At 41.1% G+C, this 22,531-nt stretch carries 19 protein-coding genes; 4 read left to right on the top strand and 15 right to left on the bottom strand.

What is annotated here, in order from left to right; translation table 11 throughout:
- Window positions 1-224 precede the first annotated feature (224 nt).
- From AN395_RS16455 to AN395_RS16445, 3 genes are all read left to right on the top strand, one after another.
- Window positions 225-809 (top strand): hypothetical protein, encoded by a 585-nt coding sequence (locus AN395_RS16455; protein WP_054983644.1) that lies wholly within the window; start codon window positions 225-227, stop codon window positions 807-809.
- Between the two features lie 64 nt (window positions 810-873).
- Window positions 874-1,788: a M14 family metallocarboxypeptidase gene (locus tag AN395_RS16450; protein ID WP_054983643.1), complete on the top strand. Its 915-nt coding sequence runs from the start codon at window positions 874-876 to the stop codon at window positions 1,786-1,788.
- Between the two features lie 251 nt (window positions 1,789-2,039).
- Window positions 2,040-2,450 carry a hypothetical protein gene (locus AN395_RS16445; RefSeq protein ID WP_054983642.1) on the top strand — a complete coding sequence of 137 codons (411 nt, stop codon included), beginning with the start codon at window positions 2,040-2,042 and terminating at the stop codon, window positions 2,448-2,450.
- 18 nt (window positions 2,451-2,468) lie between these two features.
- On the opposite strand, the gene ccoG is transcribed toward AN395_RS16445, so the two are convergent.
- The 10 genes from ccoG to AN395_RS16395 all read right to left on the bottom strand — a co-directional run bounded on the left by ccoG (window position 2,469) and on the right by AN395_RS16395 (window position 15,610).
- Window positions 2,469-3,851 carry a cytochrome c oxidase accessory protein CcoG gene (gene ccoG, locus AN395_RS16440; protein ID WP_054983641.1) on the bottom strand — a complete coding sequence of 461 codons (1,383 nt, stop codon included), beginning with the start codon at window positions 3,849-3,851 and terminating at the stop codon, window positions 2,469-2,471.
- 144 nt (window positions 3,852-3,995) lie between these two features.
- Window positions 3,996-5,414 carry a sigma-54-dependent Fis family transcriptional regulator gene (locus AN395_RS16435; protein WP_024032193.1) on the bottom strand — a complete coding sequence of 473 codons (1,419 nt, stop codon included), beginning with the start codon at window positions 5,412-5,414 and terminating at the stop codon, window positions 3,996-3,998.
- Between the two features lie 57 nt (window positions 5,415-5,471).
- Entirely contained in the window at window positions 5,472-6,791 is a 1,320-nt protein-coding gene (locus AN395_RS16430; RefSeq protein ID WP_054983640.1) for an AarF/ABC1/UbiB kinase family protein, read from the bottom strand.
- 115 nt (window positions 6,792-6,906) lie between these two features.
- Window positions 6,907-7,464 carry a DUF1439 domain-containing protein gene (locus AN395_RS16425; protein ID WP_054983639.1) on the bottom strand — a complete coding sequence of 186 codons (558 nt, stop codon included), beginning with the start codon at window positions 7,462-7,464 and terminating at the stop codon, window positions 6,907-6,909.
- Between the two features lie 93 nt (window positions 7,465-7,557).
- Window positions 7,558-10,239, bottom strand: a complete 2,682-nt coding sequence (locus tag AN395_RS16420; RefSeq protein ID WP_054983638.1) for a DUF349 domain-containing protein — start codon at window positions 10,237-10,239, stop codon at window positions 7,558-7,560.
- The gene (locus AN395_RS16415; protein WP_004587239.1) at window positions 10,229-10,510 is read right to left on the bottom strand and encodes a YeaC family protein; all 282 of its coding nucleotides are present in this window, start codon (window positions 10,508-10,510) and stop codon (window positions 10,229-10,231) included. The genes AN395_RS16420 and AN395_RS16415 overlap by 11 nt, the downstream gene beginning before the upstream one ends.
- A 1-nt stretch (window position 10,511) precedes the next feature.
- A complete protein-coding gene (locus AN395_RS16410) occupies window positions 10,512-10,838 on the bottom strand; it encodes a hypothetical protein (protein ID WP_004587238.1) in 327 nt (108 codons plus the stop codon).
- Between the two features lie 59 nt (window positions 10,839-10,897).
- Entirely contained in the window at window positions 10,898-12,565 is a 1,668-nt protein-coding gene (locus tag AN395_RS16405; protein WP_004587237.1) for a sodium:alanine symporter family protein, read from the bottom strand.
- 158 nt (window positions 12,566-12,723) lie between these two features.
- Window positions 12,724-13,851 carry a M14-type cytosolic carboxypeptidase gene (locus tag AN395_RS16400; RefSeq protein WP_004587236.1) on the bottom strand — a complete coding sequence of 376 codons (1,128 nt, stop codon included), beginning with the start codon at window positions 13,849-13,851 and terminating at the stop codon, window positions 12,724-12,726.
- Window positions 13,852-14,167: 316 nt separating this feature from the next.
- Window positions 14,168-15,610, bottom strand: coding sequence for a glyceraldehyde-3-phosphate dehydrogenase (locus tag AN395_RS16395; protein ID WP_004587235.1), 1,443 nt, complete (start codon window positions 15,608-15,610; stop codon window positions 14,168-14,170).
- Window positions 15,611-15,784: 174 nt separating this feature from the next.
- On the opposite strand from AN395_RS16395, the gene AN395_RS16390 reads away from it, so the two are divergent.
- Window positions 15,785-16,585, top strand: a complete 801-nt coding sequence (locus AN395_RS16390; protein WP_054983637.1) for a DUF2989 domain-containing protein — start codon at window positions 15,785-15,787, stop codon at window positions 16,583-16,585.
- 89 nt (window positions 16,586-16,674) lie between these two features.
- Here AN395_RS16390 and ihfA read toward each other — a convergent pair whose 3' ends face one another.
- The 5 genes from ihfA to AN395_RS16365 all read right to left on the bottom strand — a co-directional run bounded on the left by ihfA (window position 16,675) and on the right by AN395_RS16365 (window position 22,208).
- Entirely contained in the window at window positions 16,675-16,974 is a 300-nt protein-coding gene (gene ihfA, locus AN395_RS16385; protein WP_002960690.1) for an integration host factor subunit alpha, read from the bottom strand.
- A gap of 2 nt (window positions 16,975-16,976) precedes the next feature.
- Window positions 16,977-19,364 (bottom strand): phenylalanine--tRNA ligase subunit beta, encoded by a 2,388-nt coding sequence (gene pheT, locus AN395_RS16380; protein WP_054983636.1) that lies wholly within the window; start codon window positions 19,362-19,364, stop codon window positions 16,977-16,979.
- A 15-nt stretch (window positions 19,365-19,379) separates the two neighbouring features.
- Window positions 19,380-20,360 carry a phenylalanine--tRNA ligase subunit alpha gene (gene pheS / locus AN395_RS16375; RefSeq protein WP_054983635.1) on the bottom strand — a complete coding sequence of 327 codons (981 nt, stop codon included), beginning with the start codon at window positions 20,358-20,360 and terminating at the stop codon, window positions 19,380-19,382.
- Between the two features lie 82 nt (window positions 20,361-20,442).
- Entirely contained in the window at window positions 20,443-21,153 is a 711-nt protein-coding gene (gene hda / locus AN395_RS16370) for a DnaA regulatory inactivator Hda (RefSeq protein ID WP_004587231.1), read from the bottom strand.
- The gene (locus tag AN395_RS16365; protein WP_054983634.1) at window positions 21,153-22,208 is read right to left on the bottom strand and encodes a DUF2066 domain-containing protein; all 1,056 of its coding nucleotides are present in this window, start codon (window positions 22,206-22,208) and stop codon (window positions 21,153-21,155) included. Before AN395_RS16365 ends, hda begins: the two co-directional genes overlap by 1 nt.
- Window positions 22,209-22,531 lie beyond the last annotated feature (323 nt).

Below are 22,531 nucleotides of genomic sequence, written 5' to 3'. Positions count from 1 at the left end.
AGTGGCTGCGTGGTTAACCAAAGCAAGTACAAGCAGGCCTTATAAAGACCCCATAGGCTGTGTACATTGGGTGTTTAAACTGCGCTAAACACCTCCTAAAACAATCAACTCGTCTTAAGTATTTACTCTAAACAGGTGTTTATATTAGTTTAATTTTTCAGCTTAAATATTGAACAAATCACTGTATTAGTTTAATGTGAAGCTTTAATTAAACGAGAAATAATATGGATTTAACTAAGGAAGAGTTAAGTTTTATTTCGTCTGTTGTAGGCAGTAACAAGGACAATACAAACGATAACTCGCAGCTTAGCTTAAAAACGGCTTTGCCAGATACACTAAAAGGTTTGTTGTCTCACGCTAAATTAACCATGTTAGCTGAGGTGGGCCATTATCAGTTGTGGTTTCCGCTTGAGTTTAAGCTCAACGATGACGGCTACTTAAACCCCGTACTGAGTGCGCCTGAGGTAATTGATACCGAAGGTGTAGACAGAAGCTGGCGTTATTCAGACCTGCATTTACAAAGCGAGCGCTTTTATGTGCTTTCGCTCTCAAGCAGTGGCGTGCTATTAAAGCCGCGCGATCATCGCTATAGCCTTACCCACGCGCAACATATTACGTTTAAACTACCCAATAAGAAAAAAGTCACTCTGCTTATAGATTTAGTCCGTAAAACTAATTTAGGCTATGCCGCAAAAATTGTCAGTATCAAAAGTGGCAAAGAGGTATTACGTGAGTATTTATTTGAAAAACATAAACGTGAAAACGCCACCTTGTACGAAAACACGGCAGGTGTAACTGAGCATTTCTAGTTGCAGGCCGTTAATTGCAGCGATAAGCTAACGCCTTTATAAAGCGACAAGTTAAAGGCACACAATGAGCGACACTTTATACCCAATTGGTACCCCTAATAAACCATGGAACGACAGTGATAAAGCAGCATGGTTACAACTTCAACAAAAAAAACGCGATTATAACCAGCTCGTAGTAAGTAAAATTACCCAGCCTAATGAGTTCTTAGATGTAGAGCAGTACGGCGAATTAAATTATTCGCCGCTTAGCTTTGCACTTTATTTATTTAAAAGTAAAAATTGGCAAAGTGATCGCCCTACCGTGTTAATTACTGGGGGTGTGCACGGCTACGAAACAAGTGGCGTTATGGGTGCGCTGGCATTTGCTCAAACCGCTGTTGCATCTTATACAACGCGTTTTAACTTTATTATTGCACCTTGTATTAGCCCGTGGGGTTTTGAAACCATAAACCGCTGGAACCCAGAAGCTATTGATCCAAACCGCTCTTTTTACGATAACAGCCCTGCCCAAGAATCTGCAGCTATTATGAAATATGTAGCCTCGCTTAACACTGAGTTAGTTGCGCATATTGATCTGCACGAAACCACAGACACAGACAACAGTGAATTTAGACCCGCTTTGGCGGCGCGCGATGGTAAAATTAACACCAACTGGAACATACCAGATGGTTTTTATTTAGTGGCTGATAGCAAAAAACCAGCACCTGATTTTCAAAAAGCCATTTTAAATAGTGTTGAGAAGGTGACGCACATTGCCCCCAGTGACGAAAACAATCAATTAATTGGTGTACCGCAGGAGCAATTTGGCGTTATCAATTACGCAGCACGCGAATTGGGCTTATGCATGGGCTTTACCAATGCCCCTTATGTAACTACAACCGAAGTATACCCAGATAGCCCAACTGCCTCAGATGAGCAGTGTACTCAAGCGCAAGTTGCTGTTATTACCGGCGCGTTAGATTATTTAAAGTCACTTTAGTGGCTTTTAATACCCATGTGCGATAATACTTAATCATTTTGCGGGGTTGAACATATCGCTACCTTCGTTACAAAATGCTCATTTACGCCTGCATGGATGCAGAAGGTAGAGCAATGAAGGAGCAATTACCTAGAACAACTAAATAGCGAATTTTTTGCCAAGCTATCAACATTTTTTTCTAGCCTCAAGAAAGCTAACTTAATTAAGCAAATTGGTATAAGTTATAAACTAATTTAAATTAGGAACCTACGATGAAGTATAAAAATAAGCATGCAGAGGTAACTTTATCCGTTGAGGGCAATATAGTTATTGCCCAATTTAGCGGAAATTTAGACCTAGAGCTATTGGCCAACTTTAAAACTGCCCTTTTTGATACAGTGGCTGAATTTGAAGGTAAGCAATGGGGTTACATAAGCGACTCATCGTGTGTACTTGCAGCTACGCCCGATGCAGAGCAAGAAATGGTCGCCATAAGCACACATATGCAGCACACTAACTGCTTGATAAGTGCATTTGTCCTCACCTCCCCTATTGCTATAAGCCAAATGCAGCGAATAATGCAAAACGCTAAACGCGATGTAGATTTTAACCAATGTTTATTTGATAACCTAGATGCTGCAAAACGTTTTATTTCATCGCAATTAAATAATGGCGTGAGCTAATTTTAGCCCAAGCCATTGCTAGTTTTTATAAAACTGACTTGTTTTAGTAATCGCTAAGTCAGGGTTTTCTACGGCGGTAATCACAAAGCTAACTGGGGTCACTTTTGTTGCTATGTCGTAGCCATCGGCGGTGACTGTAACCGGAATTTTTTTCATCACTCCTGGCAATACCAAAATAGAGCTTGGCGCACTAAGTGTGGCCACAGGTAGGCCTTCAATGGCTACGCCGTAGTGCAATGGCTGCTGGGTTTTATTGATAATAGTGAGTGTGTATGGGTTTTCTACCAAACCTTCATAATTTACACGGTATAAAGCGTTTCTGTCGCGCAGTACCGATGCCTCTATTGGCGTTCGTTGCAATACCCACGCAATCATAGAAATAAGTAATACCCCTGTTAATAAACCATACCCCACTAATTTAAGCCTAAATGGATTGGTTTTTTTACCTTCTAGCTGTTTTTCGCTGGCGTATTTAATTAACCCTTTTTGATAGCCAAATTTATCCATAGTGTCGTCACAGGCATCTATACATAAGCCACAATTTATACACTCGTATTGCAAGCCATTACGTATATCTATGCCCGCGGGGCATACCTCTACACATAAATTACAATCAACGCAGTCGCCTAAATTAAGGGCTTTAGGATCAGCTTTGCGTTTACGAGGGCCTCGGTTTTCGCCGCGCTTTGCATCGTAGCTCACTACCAATGTATCTTTATCAAACATCACCGATTGAAAGCGAGAATACGGACACGCCACGTTACACATTTTTTCGCGTAAAAAGCCGGCATTTCCATAAGTACAAAATGCAAATAAAAACACCCAAAAGCTGGTAATGCCCGACCACTGTAAGGTAAACATTTCAAGGTATAAACTTTTAGCGGGTATAAAATACGCCATAAACGACGTTGCAGTAAGCAGCGATATAACAAGCCACGCAGCATGTTTGGTTATTTTTTTACGCCACTTTAATGCACTCCATGGTGATTTATCTAACTTTATACGCTGATTACGAGTACCTTCTATACGTTGCTCAACCCAACTAAACATTAACATCCAGATTGTTTGGGGGCAGGTATAACCACACCACACGCGGCCAAGCCAATTCGTGACAAAAAACAAAGCAAACGCGCCTACCATAAATAGCAGCGCTAAAATCATAAAGTCTTGCGGCAGTAAGGTTAAACCAAAAATAGTAAACTTTTGCGTGGCTACATCAAGTAGTACGGCTTGCTCACCTTTGTATTGAATCCAAGGAATGGCAATAAACATAAGCATAAGTAACCAACCAAGGTTACGGCGTATTTGTTGGTAAAAGCCTTTTTGCTCACGAATATAAATAGGCCCTGGTGTGTTATAGGGCTTGATGATCATATCTTCTTCTTTAATATCAAACTTCATAGTAGCTACTTAATAGTGACGGTATTAATGCTACTTTTGCAACTTTCAGACCAAGCTGAAACTTTAATTAAGTAATTGATATTAAATAAATTTATAAATTAGCAATAAAATTCATTCGCGATATTTAACGAATAGCGCGATATGTCACGTATTTTTGCTTATTCCTAGTTTGCGCATTTTTGAGCGCAAAGTGCTCTCGGGCAGGCCTAATTTGCAAGCAGCGCCTTTATCGCCAGATATTTGCCACTGTGATAATTCAAGCACCGCAATAATGTGCTGTTTTTGCGCCTCTGCAAGCGTAAGTGATGTATTTACAGCCGTGCTTGCATCGCCATGCAATGGCTGACTCAGTTTAAGGACAGTATGTTTAGTTAAAATAGCTTCGCGCTCTAGTACGTTTTGTAACTCGCGAATATTACCAGGCCAATCATAAGCTTGTAGTTGGCTAATCGCTTTTTTACTCACCCCTTTTATTTGCTTTGCTAAGCGTTTATTTAGTTGAGTAATTAAATTGGTGCATAAATAAGGAATGTCTTCTTTGCGCTCTTTAAGCGCAGGCACTTTAATAGGAAACACATTAAGGCGGTAATATAAATCAATTCGAAAGGTGCCTTTTTGCACCATTTGCCATAAGTCGCGATTGGTTGCCGCCAATACTCTAATATTTACCTTAAGCGTAGTACTACCGCCAACCCGTTCAAACTCTTGCTCTTGTAATACCCTTAGCAATTTACTTTGCGCTTCTAATGGCAGCTCAGCAACTTCGTCTAAAAACAGCGTGCCTTTGTCGGCCAGTTCAAAGCGGCCTTTACGTCGCTCGTTTGCACCGGTAAACGCACCGCGCTCGTGGCCAAATAATTCAGACTCCAACAAGCTTGGCGTAAACGCTGCGCAGTTCACTTTTATAAAAGCTTGATTACTGCGTTTACTTAACCGGTGTAAGTTACGCGCCACCAGCTCTTTACCTGTTCCATTTTCACCTAAAATTAATACTGTGCTGTCGGTTTCGCTAACAAGTTTAATTTGCGCCAACATAGCTTGAAAAACATGGCTTTGGCCAACTAAACCTGAGTCTTGCCAGTCTTCGTTAAGCTCTGCAATTAGGTAGTTATTTTCATCTTGCAGCTGCTCACTCAAATGCTTAACTTGCTCAAGCGCTTGCTTAAGCTCGTTTTGAGTTTGCTGCTGCGCCGATATATCGCGAAATACCGCGACCGCACCAATTAACTCACCTTGCCTGTAAACAGGGGTTGATGTGTATTCTACGGCAAACGAGGTGCCGTCTTTGCGCCAAAATACTTCGTTTTTAACCTCGCGGCGTTTGCCATCAAACATGGTGCAATATATTTGGCATTCATCGGCTGGATAAGGAGAGCCGTCGGCGTGGCTGTGATGATGATACTGATGTATTTTTTTGCCCAACAATTCTTGGGCTTTCCAGCCAGTCATACGTTCAGCGGCTGGGTTAACAAACACCGCATTGCCCGATAAATCAAAGCCGTAAATGCCCTCTCCTACCGCATTAAGTAAAAGTTTAGGGTCATTTAAAAATTGTTTTATCATTGCATCATCCTCGCGAAATATCACGATTATTATGCCATAAAGTGACGCGCTAAACAGTTAAATAAAATGGCCTTTAATATAAGGCTTAAATAAAGCGTTAATATCTATTTTTGCATTTAACTTTGCCGCAATTAAATAAAGCCCAGCTAGCTTACGATGAATAAACAACGCATCAACGGGCGGTGTATGCCATTGCTGCGACTGTGCGCTGAGCTCTAGCCCTGCATTTTTAATATTCGTTGCTAAGGGGCTGTTTTTAAAATCAAACTCGCCAGTGGTTCTTAGCGGCTCACACGCCATTAAAAACAAATCAATAACATGGCTTTTGTAATAATCTAGTTGGGTATCTTTAAAATAACCTATTTCGCGTGCTGCGCTTAACACGCCCACCCGATTGTTTTCAGCGCCTGCAATAAATAGTGACAGGTAAGCCTTGCTCAACTTACTCGAGATCTCTCGGGTTGCCCCAAAGTCAAATAACACAATTTGCTTACTCTGAGTCTGATAATGAAAATTAGCAAAGTTAGGATCGGTTTGAATTAGCTTAAACTCAAACATTTCTTTAAAAAATAAATCTATGAGCCTAGCTGCAATGTTATTTTGCTCACCTTGAGGTAAATTGCTAAGCGCTTCTATAGGCGTTGCTTGTACATACTCCATTGCCAAAATGCGTTTAGTGTTGTGAACACCATATACTTTAGGCACTTTAAAATTAACGTGCTGGCTTAGCAACTCACCGTATCTTTTAAGGTAGTGTGCCTCGCGTTCATAATCAGCCTCGGCAAGTAGCTGCGCTTTAGCCTCATTTATGAGTGGCTGTATATCAAGCTCTTTAGGGATTAACCGCGCAATGTTTAATAGTGCAATAACATTGTCTACATCGCTATGTACACTTTGCGCTATACCTGGGTATTGAATTTTTACCGCCAGCTTTTCACCATTTTCTTGATAAGCTAAGTGCACTTGGCCAATAGACGCCGCTGCAAATGGCCTAAGTTCAATATGCGAAAAACGATTAAGCCAGTCTTCACCCCATTCACTTTTAAGTACCTTAACTAATTGATTGTGCGGCATTGGGTTTGCATCAGCGCGAAGCAATGCGAGTAATTGAGTAAGTTCAGGACTTAATAGCTCGCCAGCATCCATAGACAGTAATTGCCCTAGTTTCATGGCAGCACCACGAAGGTGTGCTAGCTGAACAGCTAGTTTTTCTATGTTTTTAGGTTGTAAGAGTAAAGCTTTATTATTCCAACCATTACCCGAGAACGCACTTTTAGTGCCATCTATAAGCATGTTGGTTGCAACACCACCGGCTAAGGAGCCAAGCTTTGCAAATCGAGAGAGTCTTGAGGTAGGTATGCTGCGCGAAGCTGCCATTATAAAAACCTAATTAGCCTGAGAAACAGGCTAATTAATACGTACATTTTACTGGGCTCGATCTAATTTACCAAACGTTTTGGTAATAAAACTATCGTAAACAGTGTGCTGTACATTACAGGCGCGGTACTAATTTAATTGCCCCTTCAACCACTTTCATATCAAGGGGTAATTTGCTTAGCAGCATCATTTTAGGGTCATCCATATTTAATGTATAAACAGGGTTGAGGGCTAAAAAAGCATTAATAACTTCCATCGCTTCATTATCAAGCGCCGCTAAATTACCTTTAAAGCCACCAGCATCCACACTCGAATCTAGTAGTTTAACATTGCGTAAAAACACGGCTTTTTTTTCACTGTCGTAATACGGGCTGCCTTCAATTTGCAGCTTTAAGCGTACTGGGTATTTTAATGCAAATGCATTTATTTCTGCACTGGAGTCTGCACCAAGTACTACTACATCACGGTTATCTGGACCAATATTTACACTTAAATCGTTTACATCAAACTGCACTGGCAGCCCCATTAAGCTCACCTTTTCGCTTAACTTAGGCAACTGTTTACCTAGCACACTTTCTACTTCTGAGCTGGTAAATGAGTAAACAGACACGCCTTGTGTAGAATTACATGCGCTTAAAAATAGTGTGGTTAAAAACAGTAATAAAATTCTCATGCTAACCTTTATCCTCGTTGTAATTATAAAAAAGCCGCTTAAACAGCGGCTTTTATTATGCAATACCTGTATTTAATACAAGTTAATTACATATTATGCTGTAAAAATAGTTTTAATTTTAGCTAGTGTGTCAGGCTCAACTGAACCCTTACTGAGCGCTAATAGCTGCTTTAAATAATATTTTAAATCAGCATGCTCACCACGGTGTTTATCATCAAGCATGGCTACTTGCTCTGCCATTCTAAGCGCTGCATTTTGCGAGCTTACATTGGCAAGAATTTCCATTCTTGTAATAAGTTGTTCACTACTAAGCGATGTCGCTAACGGTGCTTGAAATTGACTTGGCACTACATCGTTGTTTTCAAGTGCAGTGATCAGCGCTTCAAATTGCGCATGCTGCGCTTGGCTTGTTAGTAAAGCTAGCTTTTCGTCAATAGCACTTAATAATGCTGCCACTTTTGACGCAAGCGATTTATATTGCGCGTAGCCTTTTACTTTGGTTTCTAGGTCATGCAATTGGGCTTTTTGATTAACTTGCTCAAGGGCACTTTCTAGCTCAGCCAGTTCTATTGCAGCTTGTTTATCTGTTTCGTTTTGAGCCAGCTTTTGCTGCTCAAACTCACTGCTACGTTTGCTAAAGGTTTCATCGTTATACTGGCGAAACTTTTGCCACAGCGCATTTTCGGCTTTTAAACCTGCAAAACCTATACTTTGCCATTGCTGTTGTAATTGCTTTAACTCTTGGCATGCTGCAGCTAAATCTTCACTTTGCGAAAGCGCTGAGGCGCGCTCCACTAAGGCATTTTTTTGTGCTGCGTTACCTTTATGGTATGCATTTAATATAGCAAGTACGCTCTGCTGCTGTGTTTTAAAGCTTTCGTTTAATACGCGGTATGTTTTAGGGTCAACTTTACCTACGCTACGCCACGCTTTATTTAAACGGTTGTATTGGCTTTCAAACTGCTTCCAATCAAAGCTTTCAATAGCGGTGTCTTGCTCGCTTAGTGCTTGCATATCGTTTATCAGTACTTCACGCTGGGCTTTTGCCGCTTCGCGCGCCACTTCTTGCTCGGCAAAGTAACTACGACACGGTGCAAACAACAGCTCTATGTTGCTATCAAACTGCTCACCTTGTTGCTTTTCTTGCTCTGTATCTAAACGGCCAAGCTCGTTCCAACGCTTACGAAACGCTTTAACTTGCTCAGCACGCTGTTGTGGGTCGTCACACGGTTGGTCGACTAACCCTGCCACTTCTTCAAGTAAGGCTTCGCGTTTTGGCGCGGCTGCGTACTTTTGCCAATCTTTTGCTTCTGCAAGTTGTGCTTCTAAATCGGCTTTTAAGTTTACTAGTGGCTGCTGAAATTGCGGTGTTAACTTATCAAACAACTCTTCAAAGCCTTTAAATACACCAAAAGCAACATTAAAGCGGCCTTGCTCAATAAGGCGTTTTACATCGCGTGCTTTACGTTTGGCTGTGCTTTGGTTTTTTTCAAGCGGTTTTGTCAGCTCACTCATTTGCGCTAAAAACTGCTTTTTATGCGTATTTAATTGCGATTTAAAGTTTTGCTGCAATGCCACATCAACCACATTTAAATGGCTACGAGTTTGTTTAAATGCGTTATTAAAACGAGTTAAAACATCATCGTAATCAGCTAGCTGCTGCGCAGGCTCAATTGCTTTAAGCTGTTCAAAAGCAATTTTATACTGTGCAATTGCGCTACTAAGCTCTGGTAGTTTAGCCACCTGATTGAATAGTTTTTCAAGCTTTGTAATAACTTGCTTAGTTTGTGCGTTATCGCCGTGTTGGGCATCGGTTAACGTTTGCTTAGCTTGCGCTACTTTAGCCTCTAACCAATCTTGCTGAATTTGCTCTGGGGTTTCTAAGCCTAATTGCAACGCGTTTTCTATTTCTTCGCTCAATGCCTCAAGTGTTGCCAGGGCTAATAATTGGCGTTGTTGCTCGGCTAAACGCTGCTGTTGTTGCTCGTGCTGAGCTTTTAACGTAGCAATATGCGCATCGAGCTTATCAGTAATGCTGATGTATTTTTTATCTAGCTCTTTAACGTGCTCTTCGCTTAACCATTTAAGTTCAAGTGCTTGCCACTGCGCCATTAATTCGCCGGCTTGTGGGTTTACTATGGCGTAATCGTTTTTATCTCGCAGGGCATTTAGCTTTGCTAGAATAACGCGTGTTGCGCTCTCTACCTGAGCGGGCATTTCAATCGCTAAGCGTTCGTTTTCAATGTGTTGCTCAAGCTGCTGCTTAGCATCGCCTTTAGCGTGCTTTACTAATGGCTTAATAAGTTGATGCGTTATAACGAGCTCTACAAGTTGGCTTTGAAGCTCTTCGCTGCCCTCTTTAAACGCTTTTTCAATTAATTTAGGATTAGCTAAGCGCTTTAAAAGTTTAACGCGTACTTGCAGTTCTTTCTCTGCAAAGGCGAGTTTTTCTAGTGTTTTAACCGGTGCAAAACGGTCTATATACTCACTTTTAATTTGCGTGCTCAGTGCGCTTTCGTTGTTTAACACTGCGTTTGAAATTTGTATTTCGGCTACATCTTTTAGCGCGTGATCTTGTTTATAGGCTTTCCACCACAGTGGTAAGTTATTTACTTTTTGTAATGCTTTGCGGCGTATTTCGGCTGAGTTATCTTCCAGCGCTAATGTGCTTAAAATTGATGCGTCGCGCTCTACATCAAGTTTTTCAATTGCGTCTAGACGAACTTGCTGCTTTGGGTGTTTCCACTTAGGTGTAAAAAGGTGTTTAAAGATCATGTTCACTAAACCTAGCTATTTCGTTTTCTGATTTAAATTCTTTTTGTAGTTGTGCTTTTGTCTTTTGGATCATTTCGCCATTAGCGCCAATGGTAAATTGCTCGTTTGATTGCGCTATTTTAGCTTGGTAAAGCATAACAAGTTGCACCGTTTGTTGCTTTTGCTCATCAGAGAGCGGCGTGCCATCGGGCCATTTACCGGTTGAAGCACCGTACTGTAAACGCTCAAATAATTCTGGGGTTATATTTTGTACAAGGTTGTCAATATTCATGTCATCTTTTCTTTTTTAGAGTCACTAAAATAACGCGGTTTACTAAGTACCAAATACAGCCAACACCAATCGCTACTGTATACGCGTACCATTGCAGGGTTTCTTTTGCGGGTTGTAAAAAGTATAAGCAAAAAAAGCCACCTAAAAATAGTATGAGCGCCAAGAAAGAATGGTTCATAAACATTTGCTGTTTTTTAATTCGCTGTTCGCGCTGAAGCTGTTGTACCTGCTCAGAGTTAAGCGCGCCAATGTTACTATTGCAATGCGGACACTGCTGATGTTTATCTGAAATTGATTTTGCACATTTGGGGCAATGAATAATCGCCATACTACTCTCCATACTACGCATAAAAAAAGCGCCTTGCGGCGCCTTTTATTGTACTTGTTTTATTGCTCGTTGTCTTTTTTGAATTTAACCCAGTAGTCATCTACGGATTGTTTCATTTCTTTGCGCAATAACATAATGCCAAATAAGTTAGGCAAGGTCATAACGACAATTGCAACGGCTGCTAATTTCCATACTAAAGTGGTATCGGCAAACGAAGCCCAAAAGAACGCGGCAACATAAAATACGCGATACGGCATAACTGAGCGATTACCAAGTAAGTAAATCATGGCACGGTCACCGTAGTACGACCACGCAATGGCAGTAGAAAACGCGAATAACAATAAGCCTATCGATACTATGTATTGGCCGCTATCGCCAAAAAAGCCTCGGGTAAACGCTTTGGTTGTCAGCTCTGCTGAGTGCACTAACGATTTACCAATTAAACTAATGCTGTCGTCGGTTGGCATGCCGTTTTTAACTTCAACAATACCTGTGTACTTATGTTTGTCGGTAATACCAAAACGTATGTCTTCACCAATTGAGCGTGAATGTAATACGGTAAAGCCATTACTTGTTGGCTCGCCATTAACTACATCAATGTTGCCGTTGAATAGCTCTACCTTGCTATCGTTACCGTTTAGGTAATTGTATAGCTCTTGGCGCTGCGCTTCGTTGGTTTCTGAGTAGTCACCTTTAATAATGCTCATTGACGATCGTTCAAAATGTGTTTCGAATTTTTCATTCCACACACCCGACGATAAAATAACTAAGCCTGTTAATGTACAAATAATAATGGTATCGATAAACGGCTCTAAAATTGACACCATGCCTTCAGACACAGGTTCATCCGCTTTTGCCGATGCGTGGGCAATGGGTGCAGAACCTTGACCGGCCTCATTTGAGAACAAGCCACGGTTTACACCTCTGTTAAATGCATACGCAAAAGAGGCACCTAAAAAGCCACCGGCTGCAGCAGAGCCTGTAAATGCATCAACAAATATTGACGCAAACGAAGGGCCGATGTTTTCAATGTTATAAAAAATAACACCTAACGCACCTATGATATAAATCACGGCCATAATGGGCACAACACGTGATGTAATAGCAGCAATACGACGAATACCACCTAAAATAACCAACGCAAGTAAAATAGATAACACAGCACCGGTTGCCATAGGTGCAAAACCAAATGTGGCTTCCATACCCTGCGCTATGTTGTTAATTTGTGGCAAACTGCCCGTACCAAAAGAGCTAATTACAGTGGCAACAGCAAATAAAATAGCAAGCCACTTCATGTTTAGGCGTTTATCCATGTAATACATAGGGCCACCCGCCATGGTGCCATCTTGGGTTTTTTCGCGGTATTTATGCGAAAGCGTAACTTCTACAAATTTGGTGGTCATACCAAAAAATGCCGTCATCCACATCCAAAATAATGCCGCGGGGCCACCAATAGAAATAGCCAAGGCTACCCCACCAATGTTACCTGTACCTACCGTACCAGAGAGCGCAGTAGCCAGTGCTTGAAAATGTGTTGTGTCACCCTCGGTGCCTTTTTTATCAAATTTGCCTGTAACTACTTTACACGCATGTTTGAAATAACGAATTTGTGGGAACTTTAAATAAATAGTAAAAAATAGACCGACTCCTAGCAGCACGTAGGGAAACCAAACTGCGCCCCCTAACATGCCATCTAGGCTATCTAAAAGTTGTCCGAATGCATCCACGCTAAATACCTCTTATTATTTTATTTGAGACTGTTGATTGTTTATTACTTACTCAGAGCTAGGTAATACGATAACTAAGCTATTGCGCACTTTTATTATTTGTTAATTTTGTAATAAAAAAGGGCAACATTTTAATGTTGCCCTTACCTTATACTAATTTATCTTAATTTATCAACGACATTTACGATTGCCGCTAAAGTATCTTGACCAAATTGATACGAGCGGCGGTCTGACCAGCCGTAATCTGGGTCTGGTAAGTCGTTATTGTCTTTAAAAGGCATCTCAATTGTGTAAGTAAGTGCTTTAAATTCTTCTGCCGTTGCAGATGAGCCAACTGTTAAATTAGCTTTGCCCGGCTCGTCTTTATCGTAACCGTGCTCATCTTGAAACTCTGGCGTTATAGTAAGTAGCGCTGCTTTAAAGCTATCTTCTAAGTCTTTTAAGCGGTCATCGTAGCTTGGAATACCTTCACTGCCTGCCACAAAGTTATAAGGAATAGCTTCATCACCGTGTATATCTAAATGCATATCGAGGCCAGTTTCGCGCATTTTATTCAGTACTAAATACACTTCTGGGCTATTTTCCATGCTAGGCGTTTGCCATTCACGGTTTAAGTTAACGCCTTTTGCGTTAGTACGAAGGTGACCACGTACGCTGCCATCTGGGTTCATATTTGGTACTACATAAAATACAGCTTTTGATAAAAGAGCAGCGGCATGCGGGTCTTCATCATCTAGTAGTTTGTGTAATAGCCCTTCTACAAACCATTCTGCCATAGTTTCGCCTGGGTGTTGGCGCGCTGTGATCCAGATTGTTTTTTTATCTTCACTAGGCTGACCAATTTTAAGCACGCTCATATCACGGCCATCAAGTGTTTCACCTAATGTTTGTAATTGGCAAAGCTCTTCGCTTTGCGCCCAGGCTAATAAATCTAAATGACGGTCGTAGCTATATGGCGCAAAGTAAGCAAAATATACACTGGGGCATTCAGGCTCTAGTTCAAAGGTAAGCGTGCCATTTTCGTAATTTGAAGGCACACGGAACCATGTTTGACGGTCGTATGAGGCAACAGCTTGGTAGCCTTCCCATCCATCTGGGTAGGCAGAATTTTCTAAATTATTAATGTTTAACTTATGCAGTTGATAAGGCGTTGTTTCTAGACGAAAGTGAAACCACTGGTAAAATTCAGACTGGTGATCGTTGTTTATCTCTAATTGAATATTTAACGGATCGTTGGCTTCGATAACCTTTATGTTACCACTATCAAAATTGCTGCTGATTTTCATGAAAAAACCTTAAGGTAGAATAAGTTTATCTGCTTTGTTAGGCACGTTGATATTTTGGATTAAATTGACTCTATTTTTGGTCACTAAATTACAAAAAAGAGCGGCCTAAAAGTGCAGAACTGACACTATTTAAAACCTGTACTGTGGATGATTAAGCTATCTCAAGCAGATTGCAGGTTAAATAGTAAAATGCATTATTGAATGAAATCAAATAAGCATTTCAATAATTAAAGCCTACCACACAGGGTACACTTTAAAAATATAACGCGACTAAAAAAGCCAGCAAAAAAGCTGGCTTAGTATAATTGCGTTTAAATTAGCGAGGTAAGCTTGGGAAAGCAACTTCGGCCATATCACGCATACAACGAACTACTTGGCAGCTGTAGCCAAATTCATTGTCGTACCATACGTATAAAACAACGCGGTTACCTTCAACAATTGTTGCTTGCGAGTCTACAACACCTGCGTAGCGGCTACCGACTAAATCGGTAGATACGATTTCGGTTGATGCGGTGTAGTCAATTTGGTCACGCAGCTCTGAATGCAGTGCTGTTTCGCGTAAAAACGCATTTAGCTCTTCAACAGACGTGCTGCTATTAAGGTTTAAGTTTAATATAGCAAGCGACACATTAGGTGTAGGCACACGAATCGCATTACCTGTTAGCTTACCTTCAAGCTCAGGAAGCGCTTTAGATACCGCTTTAGCTGCGCCTGTTTCGGTAATTACCATATTAAGTGCAGCAGCACGTCCACGACGCTCTGCTTTGTGGTAGTTATCAATAAGGTTTTGATCGTTTGTGTAAGAGTGTACGGTTTCTACGTGGCCGTTATTAATACCAAACTTATCGTTTAATGCTTTAAGCGTTGGCGTAATCGCATTTGTGGTACAGCTTGCTGCACACACGATTTTATCTTCAGGCTTAATGTCTTGGTTATTTACACCATAAACAATGTTTTTAATGTTGCCTTTAGCCGGTGCTGTTAATAGTACTTTTGCAGCCCCTTTAGACTCTAAATGCTGACCAAGGCCTGCTTCGTCTTTCCAAATACCAGTGTTATCAACTACGAGCGCATTTTCGATACCGTAAGCGGTGTAATCAACTTCACTTGGCGAGTTAGCATAAATCACTTGGATGTAGCTGCCATTCGCTTTAATTGCATTACGCTGCGTATCAATTGTGATTGAGCCATTAAATGGCCCATGAATTGAATCACGACGCAGTAAGCTTGCACGTTTCTCAAGGTCGCCTTCTTTACCGCCACGTACCACAATTGCGCGTAAACGTAAGTCGGCATAAGGGCCTGATTTTTCGATTAGTAAACGTGCTAACAAACGCCCTATACGACCAAAGCCATACAATACAACATCACGCGGCTCTTTGGCTGGTGAGTCTGCAATTTCGGCTAATTCGTCTTTAACAAATTCATCAACTGTGCGGCCATTAGCAGCATCGCTGTACAAATAGCTATAAGCAAGTTTACCAATATCAATACGTGCTGAGTTTAGCTCCATTTTACTAATGGCTTCTAAAAACGGAAAGCTCTCGCGTAAACGTAATTTAGTGCCTTCAAATTGCGCTACAGTTTTGTGTGATTTGATAATATCGATAGTACTGGCATTAACGAGAGGACGGCCATATACAGCGATTTCTATGCCACGGTTACGATAAAGCTTACCAATGATAGGTTGCATGCTTTCAGCGTAATCTTGGCGTTCTTGCCAACTATTTGTATATTCTAATTCGTGAGATGAGGTCATTTTATTTACCTAATTTAATCATTTTGAACGGATAGCCTTTAAAAATGCATTAGATTTTGAGAGTAATGCACTTCAGGCAGGGCTATTCTAAGTTAATCTAAAGTTATTCTCTACTGTTAGCGCACAAATGATTGCGCTAGAATAGTAATGTATATATTCATTTGAGGTTAAGGGATGGTTTTAAGAGCAAGCGCAATACTAACAATGCTAGCGTTAACAGGATGCGAAGAACCACTGACTCTCGCTCAGGTATGTAAAGAAACACCTGGCTTTTGTAGTGATTTAAATAAAGATAGCCATTGTAAAAATGAGCGCTCTGAGGTTATTTTAAAACGCTATATAGAATATAAAAAACCCACAGATGAAAACAAATACCAATTGCTTAAAGGATTTGAGTCGTATAATCAATGTATTACTTTAGCCGCAAAAATAGAACATATTAAACTAAAGTCTAAAACAACATCGCGTATTGAAGGTCAGCTTACTAGCATTAAAGAGATGACCCGACTTTATCAAGACACAAAAAACACTAACCACCCAGGTTTGCTTTACTATCATTGGTCACGTAACAATGAGCAAAGTGCGCTGACTCGTTTACTTGCAATGGAAAATGATGAAAGCGTAACCAACAGTGCAGAAATGCAGTTTTATCTAGCTTCTTATTACATTAAGTTTGACGATGAAAAAACAATTGATTTGCTATATAAAACGCTTGAGCTAAATAAACAAGGCCAACAGCCAAATCCTGAAGTGTATACCTCGTTAATCAGCTTGTTTTATAAACATGATAAATATAAGCACGCTTACATTTTTTCGAAAGTGGCGCAAAGCGCTGGCATTGAGAATATAGATTTACTACCCATTGAGCACCAACTGATGAGCGATGGTAAAAGTTTAGATGCGCTTGATGCCCTTGCTCAACAAACGTATGAACAAATACAAAACGGTGAGTTTGTATCGCCGCGAGAATTTTAGGTAAGCAAAACCCCCTGGCAATAAATGTGTTTTAAAACATGATGCCAGATGGTTTTTTAAATAAAAAAGGCAGCTTACGCTGCCCTTTTTTATTTTGCTTTGCTTGTGCCCACTTCTACACGGGTTTTAAGCTTTTGACCTGGTCTAAAGGTCACCACGCGGCGCGCCGAAATAGGAATGTCTTCTCCTGTTTTCGGGTTACGGCCTGGTCTTTCTTTTTTATCACGAAGATCAAAGTTACCAAATCCAGAGAGCTTAACCTGCTCGCCTTTTTCAAGCGCTGAGCGGATTTCTTCAAAAAACGCTTCAACTAAATCTTTGGCATCTTTTTTATTGATCCCGAGCTTTTCAAATAGGTGTTCAGCTATGTCGGCTTTAGTAAGCGCCATATCTAGTCCCTCAACGATGCATTAAACTTTTCGGCCAATGTGGCCACCACGTTATCAACTACCAGATTGATATCTTTCTCTTCGAGTGTTCTATCAACCGCCTGCAGTGTTAGAGCAATCGCCAAACTCTTATAATTTGGCTCAATACCTTTGCCCTTATACACATCGAATAAGTTTAGGTCAACCAATTGATTTCCGCCAACTTTTTCTATTGTGCTTAAAATATCACCTGAATTAACGCTATCAGCCACTAAAATCGCGATGTCGCGGCGGTTTGAAGGGAATTTTGAAACCCCTACAGCTTGCGGTAAATTTCTTTTTTCTATTGCAGACATTTCTATTTCAAATACAAAAGTTGCGTTATTGATATCTAACGATTTTTGCACTTGAGGGTGAAGAGCACCAAAAAATCCTACCTTTTTACCTTCAACATAAATAACTGCTGATTGGCCTGGGTGTAAACCGTCTGACTGTTCTGCTTTAATTTCAAAACGGCTTGTATCGTTGGTGATTGCTAATAAGGCTTCAACATCACCTTTTAAGTCGTAAAAATCAACGTTGCGTTTTTGCTCAACCCAATGCTCGCCGTGTGCAAGGCCAGTGATCACACCGCCAATGACAGGGACTTGCTGCAGGCCATTTTCTGCGCTGTCGTCGCTGATAAATTTAAGACCATGCTCAAATAAACGAATACGTGGTTGTTGACGGTTTTGATTATACGCAACCGATGCTAAAAGCCCTGGCATTAAGCTTACACGCATAGCCGACATTTCAATTGAAATTGGGTGCGGCAGTATAAGCGGATTACTTTGCGGATGTATAATAGCTTGTGCTTTAGGGTCTACAAAGCTGTACGTAATTGCTTCTTGGTAGCCACGTGTCACTAACGTATTGCGAAACTTACTTAGCGCAATTGTTGACTCGTCATGTGTAGTCATTTTTAACTTTGCGGTTGGCGCAACATTTGGAATACTGTTGTACCCATAAACACGAGCAACTTCTTCAATTAAGTCTTCTTCAATACGAATATCAAAGCGGTAGCTTGGAATGTCAGCGCTCCAGCTGTCGTTTTCAAACTTAACGTCTAACCCTAAACGAGTCAGAATATCAGTCACTTTCGCATCGTCAATATGATGACCAATTACACGGTCTAAACGCGCACGACGTAGGCGTACTTCTGTCACTTTTGGTAGTTTATCAGCAGCCACAGCTTCTACAACAGGGCCTGCTTCACCGCCAACAATATCAAGTAATAAAGCGGTTGCACGCTCCATTGCATCGTGTTGCAGGGTAAAATCTACGCCACGCTCATAGCGGTGTGATGCATCGGTATGTAAGCCGTAACTACGGGCTTGACCTGCAATTGCGACTGGGTTAAAAAACGCGCTTTCTAATAAAATATCAGACGTTTTTTCTGTAACACCTGATTGCTCACCGCCAAAAATACCGGCAATTGCAAGTGCTTTATTATGATCGGCTATCACAAGTGTTGATTCGTTCAGTTTTGCAGTATTGCCATCAAGCAATACTAACTCTTCGCCTGCATTGGCGCTTCGAACCTTAATGCCGCCTTCAATTGCATTTAAATCAAATGCATGCATTGGGTGGCCAAGTTCTAGTAATACATAGTTAGTAACATCAACAACAGGGTCAATTGAGCGAATCCCACTACGGCGAAGCTTTTCAACCATCCAAAGCGGTGTTTCTGCATCAAGGCTAATACCTTTGATTACACGCCCTAAGTAACGCGGACACGCATCAGAATTAACAAGCTCGATAGATACTTCATCGTCAATAGTGCCGCTAACAGCTGGAATTTGCAGCTCGTTTACATCAACGCTGTTTAATACACCTACTTCGCGTGCAAGGCCTTTTATACCCAAGCAATCACCACGGTTTGGCGTTAAGTCCACATCAATTATGTTGTCATCAAGGCCTAAGTATTCGCGCAGGTCTGTACCAATTGGCGCATCGCTTGGCAATTCCATGATGCCGTCGCCTTCTTCGCTAATACCTAGCTCAACAAAGGCACACAGCATACCGTGTGATGGCTGACCGCGTAATTTGGCTTTTTTAATTTTAAAGTCGCCCGGTAAAACAGCGCCCACTGTTGCAACAGCTACTTTAATGCCTTGGCGACAGTTAGGCGCGCCACACACAATATCAAGTAGCTCATCGCCGCCTACATTGATTTTAGTAACGCGAAGTTTATCTGCATCTGGGTGCTGTGCGCACTCAACAACTTCACCAACCACTACGCCGTTAAAATCCGCTGCCGCGCTCTCAACTGCGTCAACCTCAAGGCCAGCCATAGAAAGCTGTTCCGAAAGAGCTTGCGTATCAATAGCAGGATTTACCCACTCTCTTAACCACTTTTCACTAAATTTCATTTTATATTTTCACTCTTAACGGAACTGGTTTAGGAATTTTAAGTCATTTTCAAAAAATGCACGTAAGTCGTTTACGCCATAGCGCAGCATGGTTAAGCGCTCTACGCCCATACCAAAAGCAAAACCGGTGTATTTTTCTGGGTCAATACCTACTGACTTAAGTACGTTAGGGTGAACCATGCCACAACCTAATACTTCAAGCCATTTACCGTCTTTACCCATAACATCTACTTCAGCTGAAGGCTCTGTAAATGGGAAGAATGAAGGACGGAAACGAATTTCCATGTCTTCTTCAAAAAAGTTACGTAAGAAGTCGTGTAAAATACCCTTAAGCTCTGTGAAGCTTACATCAGTATCAACCATTAAACCTTCTACCTGATGAAACATCGGAGTATGTGTTTGGTCGTAGTCGTTACGATATACTCGACCTGGCGAAATAATTCGCAGTGGCGGTTGCTCTGTTTCCATAGTACGAATTTGCACACCACTTGTTTGGGTACGCAGTACTAACTTAGGATTAAAATAAAAGGTATCGTGATCAGCACGCGCTGGGTGATGCTCAGGAATATTTAGCGCATCAAAGTTATGAAAATCATCTTCTACTTCTGGGCCTGATTTAACAGCAAAACCTAGCTCGCCAAAAAAGCTTTCTATACGCTCGATTGTGCGTGTTACCGGATGAAGGCCACCTGTAGGCATTACGCGCCCTGGTAAAGTTACATCAATTGTTTCAGCTGCTAGCTTTTCTTCAAGCGCTTTACTTGCTAAAAGCTCACGCTTTTCGTTAATTGCTGCTTGTACATCTTGCTTAGCTTGGTTAATTACTTGGCCTGCTTCTTTGCGTTCTTCAGGAGCAATTTTACCCAGTGTTTTAAGTAAGCTTGTGATTTCGCCTTTTTTACCAAGGTAATTAACCCTGATCTCTTCTAGTTGCGCGATTTCACTGGCACTGGCAACTGCCTCAAGTGCTTGCGCTAAAATATTTTCTAAGTTCATTCGATACCTGGTCTTTCACAGAAGGTGATTACAATTTTGTTGACTAATGATAACTGAAAGCAGGGTCTAGATTCTAGACCTACTACAGCTTTAACGTTGATTTTATGAAGGGAATTGTTAATTTTCGTTGTGCGGCCATTGATGCGTGATCTAATTTGTCTAATACGTCTAATAAAGCACGCATATCACGACTCAAGCGAGTCAATAAAAAGCGCGCGCATTCATCACTTAGTTCAAGCCCACGCATATGCGCTCGCTTAACCAGTGCTTGTGCTTTATCATCATCACTCATTGATCGAATTTGAAAGGTGGTTCCCCACTTTAGCCTAGACTCTAAGTCAGGCAAGGTGATATTAAGCATGTCAGGGAGCAAATCGGCCGTAACCACTAACATTTTCCCGGGCTCGTTAAAGCGATTAAAAAAGTTAAAAAGAGCTTTTTCCCATGCGTCATTGCCAGCGACTAAGTGCACATCATCAATACATAATACATCAAGTGCTTCTAAACCATCTAAAACCATAGGGCCAAAGTCGATAACTTCACGCATAGACAACAGCATGTTTGACAACCCACGCTCTTGGGCTTGTATGCAGGTTGCGTACAATAAGTGGGATTTACCAGAATCGCCTAAGCCGCACAAATAAGTGTACTGAAATTTGTTGGCAAGCTTTGAAAAGCTCGCTTTAAGGTGGTTTACCTCTAAAGAGTCTTCCCCACCAAAATAAGAAGCAAATGTTTCATCATCAGGCAAGGTGACTGGTAGTGCCATTTGCATAGGCTCAGCACTTAGCATTACTCACCGACCCACTGATACTCAAGACTGTTTTTATCTACAACATGGTAAAATGCGCGGGGGTCAACATAATCTCTAAAGGCACTATCAAGGCCAAGGCCTTTTTTAAGATCGCCCACACTGCCGGTGTGGTTAAGCTTAAACTCAACAAATTCTGGGGTTTTGCGCATTATTGTTGCTTGCGTCACTACACTCAAACTTTGTAGACGACGCTTTGCAAGTTCAATATCGACAAAGCTTTGAGTGCCTTTTAAGGTGAGCGTAGCCGCTGCCTGTTCATAATACGCGTTAGGGTCGATAGCGTATTCATTGGCTAATCCCATCGCTAAGCTGTCTATCATCTGGCCTACTATTTGTTGTTTATCACCTTCAAGTCGGTTTGAATCAAATAAATCGTCATTAGTAAAACGCCAGTCTAAAATCCAGGTTTCGCTGTCGGGCTCTTGATACATTCTTGCTGTAATGCTTCGCTCTGCACTATAACGGCGCGACGCCTCTTCAACAGGCTCTGAAAAATTACCCCATACTTCAGGAATGCCAACCAAACGTCTGTCTTGTAAATCTAATAGCGGCACTACAACGGGTAAACCACGTCGACCCGCTTTGTCATATATAAGCTGCTCTAACTGAGGATAGCTTTCTTGCGTAACAAGCTCTCTACGCCAGTTATCTTCAATACCTAACCAAATAGCAACTAATGGGCGCTGGACGCCCCAAAGAGGTAAATTTAATTCTTTAATTAATTCATTTATTTTACGCGCTTCAAATTTAACAACTAGATTAAGCTGTCCATTTGCTTTTTCGTCGTATTCAAACTTGAGCATGTAATCAGAAATGTTTTTGGTGCGTTGCTGAGCAAGCTTATTTTGATCAGCAGATTCATCCCCGCTTACCTTTACTAATACATTGAGTAATGCTTTGCGGCTAGCGGCTAAACGCGTGTCTCTACTTTTATCATCGACTTTTAATATATCTTGATACAGATCAGTTACTTCAACTGCCGATACAGAGAAACAAAATATAAATGATATGGCACTAATTAATAATCTATACACTGGCTATTAGTTCTTGGTTTTAAACTATTTTGATCCTAAATCAAAGCCAGTAACAAAGCAAAATTATATTTGTAATCTAGCTATGTTGAATAAATATTGTTTATCTTAAAGCTTAAATACAGAAACAAACTGCTACTTAGCTATATGTAAAATGGGTTGTGATTGGTGGGGTGAGCCTTATCCGCGGGTTTCGTGATACTCAACCCACGCTACGGAGGTGGTGGAGATTGTGAGAATAATATCTGGAATGTATTTTTACTTTTCTGTAGACGTAAAAAAGCCCGGCTCTTTCGAGTCGGGCTTTCTTGTATTTGGAGCCTGGC

The organism is Pseudoalteromonas sp. P1-30 (assembly GCF_001400005.1).
In the GTDB taxonomy this organism is placed as follows: domain Bacteria; phylum Pseudomonadota; class Gammaproteobacteria; order Enterobacterales; family Alteromonadaceae; genus Pseudoalteromonas; species Pseudoalteromonas atlantica.
The sequence above is the reverse complement of the archived record's forward strand: the minus strand, read 5'-3'. Positions and strand labels throughout refer to the sequence as shown.

Bases quoted from the DNA above. Each gene is read 5' to 3' on its own strand.
- AN395_RS16455 (WP_054983644.1), top strand. From the start codon at position 225: ATGGATTTAACTAAGGAAGAGTTAAGTTTTATTTCGTCTGTTGTAGGC.
- AN395_RS16450 (WP_054983643.1), top strand. From the start codon at position 874: ATGAGCGACACTTTATACCCAATTGGTACCCCTAATAAACCATGGAAC.
- AN395_RS16445 (WP_054983642.1), top strand. From the start codon at position 2,040: ATGAAGTATAAAAATAAGCATGCAGAGGTAACTTTATCCGTTGAGGGC.
- ccoG (WP_054983641.1), bottom strand. From the start codon at position 3,851: ATGAAGTTTGATATTAAAGAAGAAGATATGATCATCAAGCCCTATAAC.
- AN395_RS16435 (WP_024032193.1), bottom strand. From the start codon at position 5,414: ATGATAAAACAATTTTTAAATGACCCTAAACTTTTACTTAATGCGGTA.
- AN395_RS16430 (WP_054983640.1), bottom strand. From the start codon at position 6,791: ATGGCAGCTTCGCGCAGCATACCTACCTCAAGACTCTCTCGATTTGCA.
- AN395_RS16425 (WP_054983639.1), bottom strand. From the start codon at position 7,464: ATGAGAATTTTATTACTGTTTTTAACCACACTATTTTTAAGCGCATGT.
- AN395_RS16420 (WP_054983638.1), bottom strand. From the start codon at position 10,239: ATGATCTTTAAACACCTTTTTACACCTAAGTGGAAACACCCAAAGCAG.
- AN395_RS16415 (WP_004587239.1), bottom strand. From the start codon at position 10,510: ATGAATATTGACAACCTTGTACAAAATATAACCCCAGAATTATTTGAG.
- AN395_RS16410 (WP_004587238.1), bottom strand. From the start codon at position 10,838: ATGGCGATTATTCATTGCCCCAAATGTGCAAAATCAATTTCAGATAAA.
- AN395_RS16400 (WP_004587236.1), bottom strand. From the start codon at position 13,851: ATGAAAATCAGCAGCAATTTTGATAGTGGTAACATAAAGGTTATCGAA.
- AN395_RS16395 (WP_004587235.1), bottom strand. From the start codon at position 15,610: ATGACCTCATCTCACGAATTAGAATATACAAATAGTTGGCAAGAACGC.
- AN395_RS16390 (WP_054983637.1), top strand. From the start codon at position 15,785: ATGGTTTTAAGAGCAAGCGCAATACTAACAATGCTAGCGTTAACAGGA.
- ihfA (WP_002960690.1), bottom strand. From the start codon at position 16,974: ATGGCGCTTACTAAAGCCGACATAGCTGAACACCTATTTGAAAAGCTC.
- pheT (WP_054983636.1), bottom strand. From the start codon at position 19,364: ATGAAATTTAGTGAAAAGTGGTTAAGAGAGTGGGTAAATCCTGCTATT.
- pheS (WP_054983635.1), bottom strand. From the start codon at position 20,360: ATGAACTTAGAAAATATTTTAGCGCAAGCACTTGAGGCAGTTGCCAGT.
- hda (WP_004587231.1), bottom strand. From the start codon at position 21,153: ATGCTAAGTGCTGAGCCTATGCAAATGGCACTACCAGTCACCTTGCCT.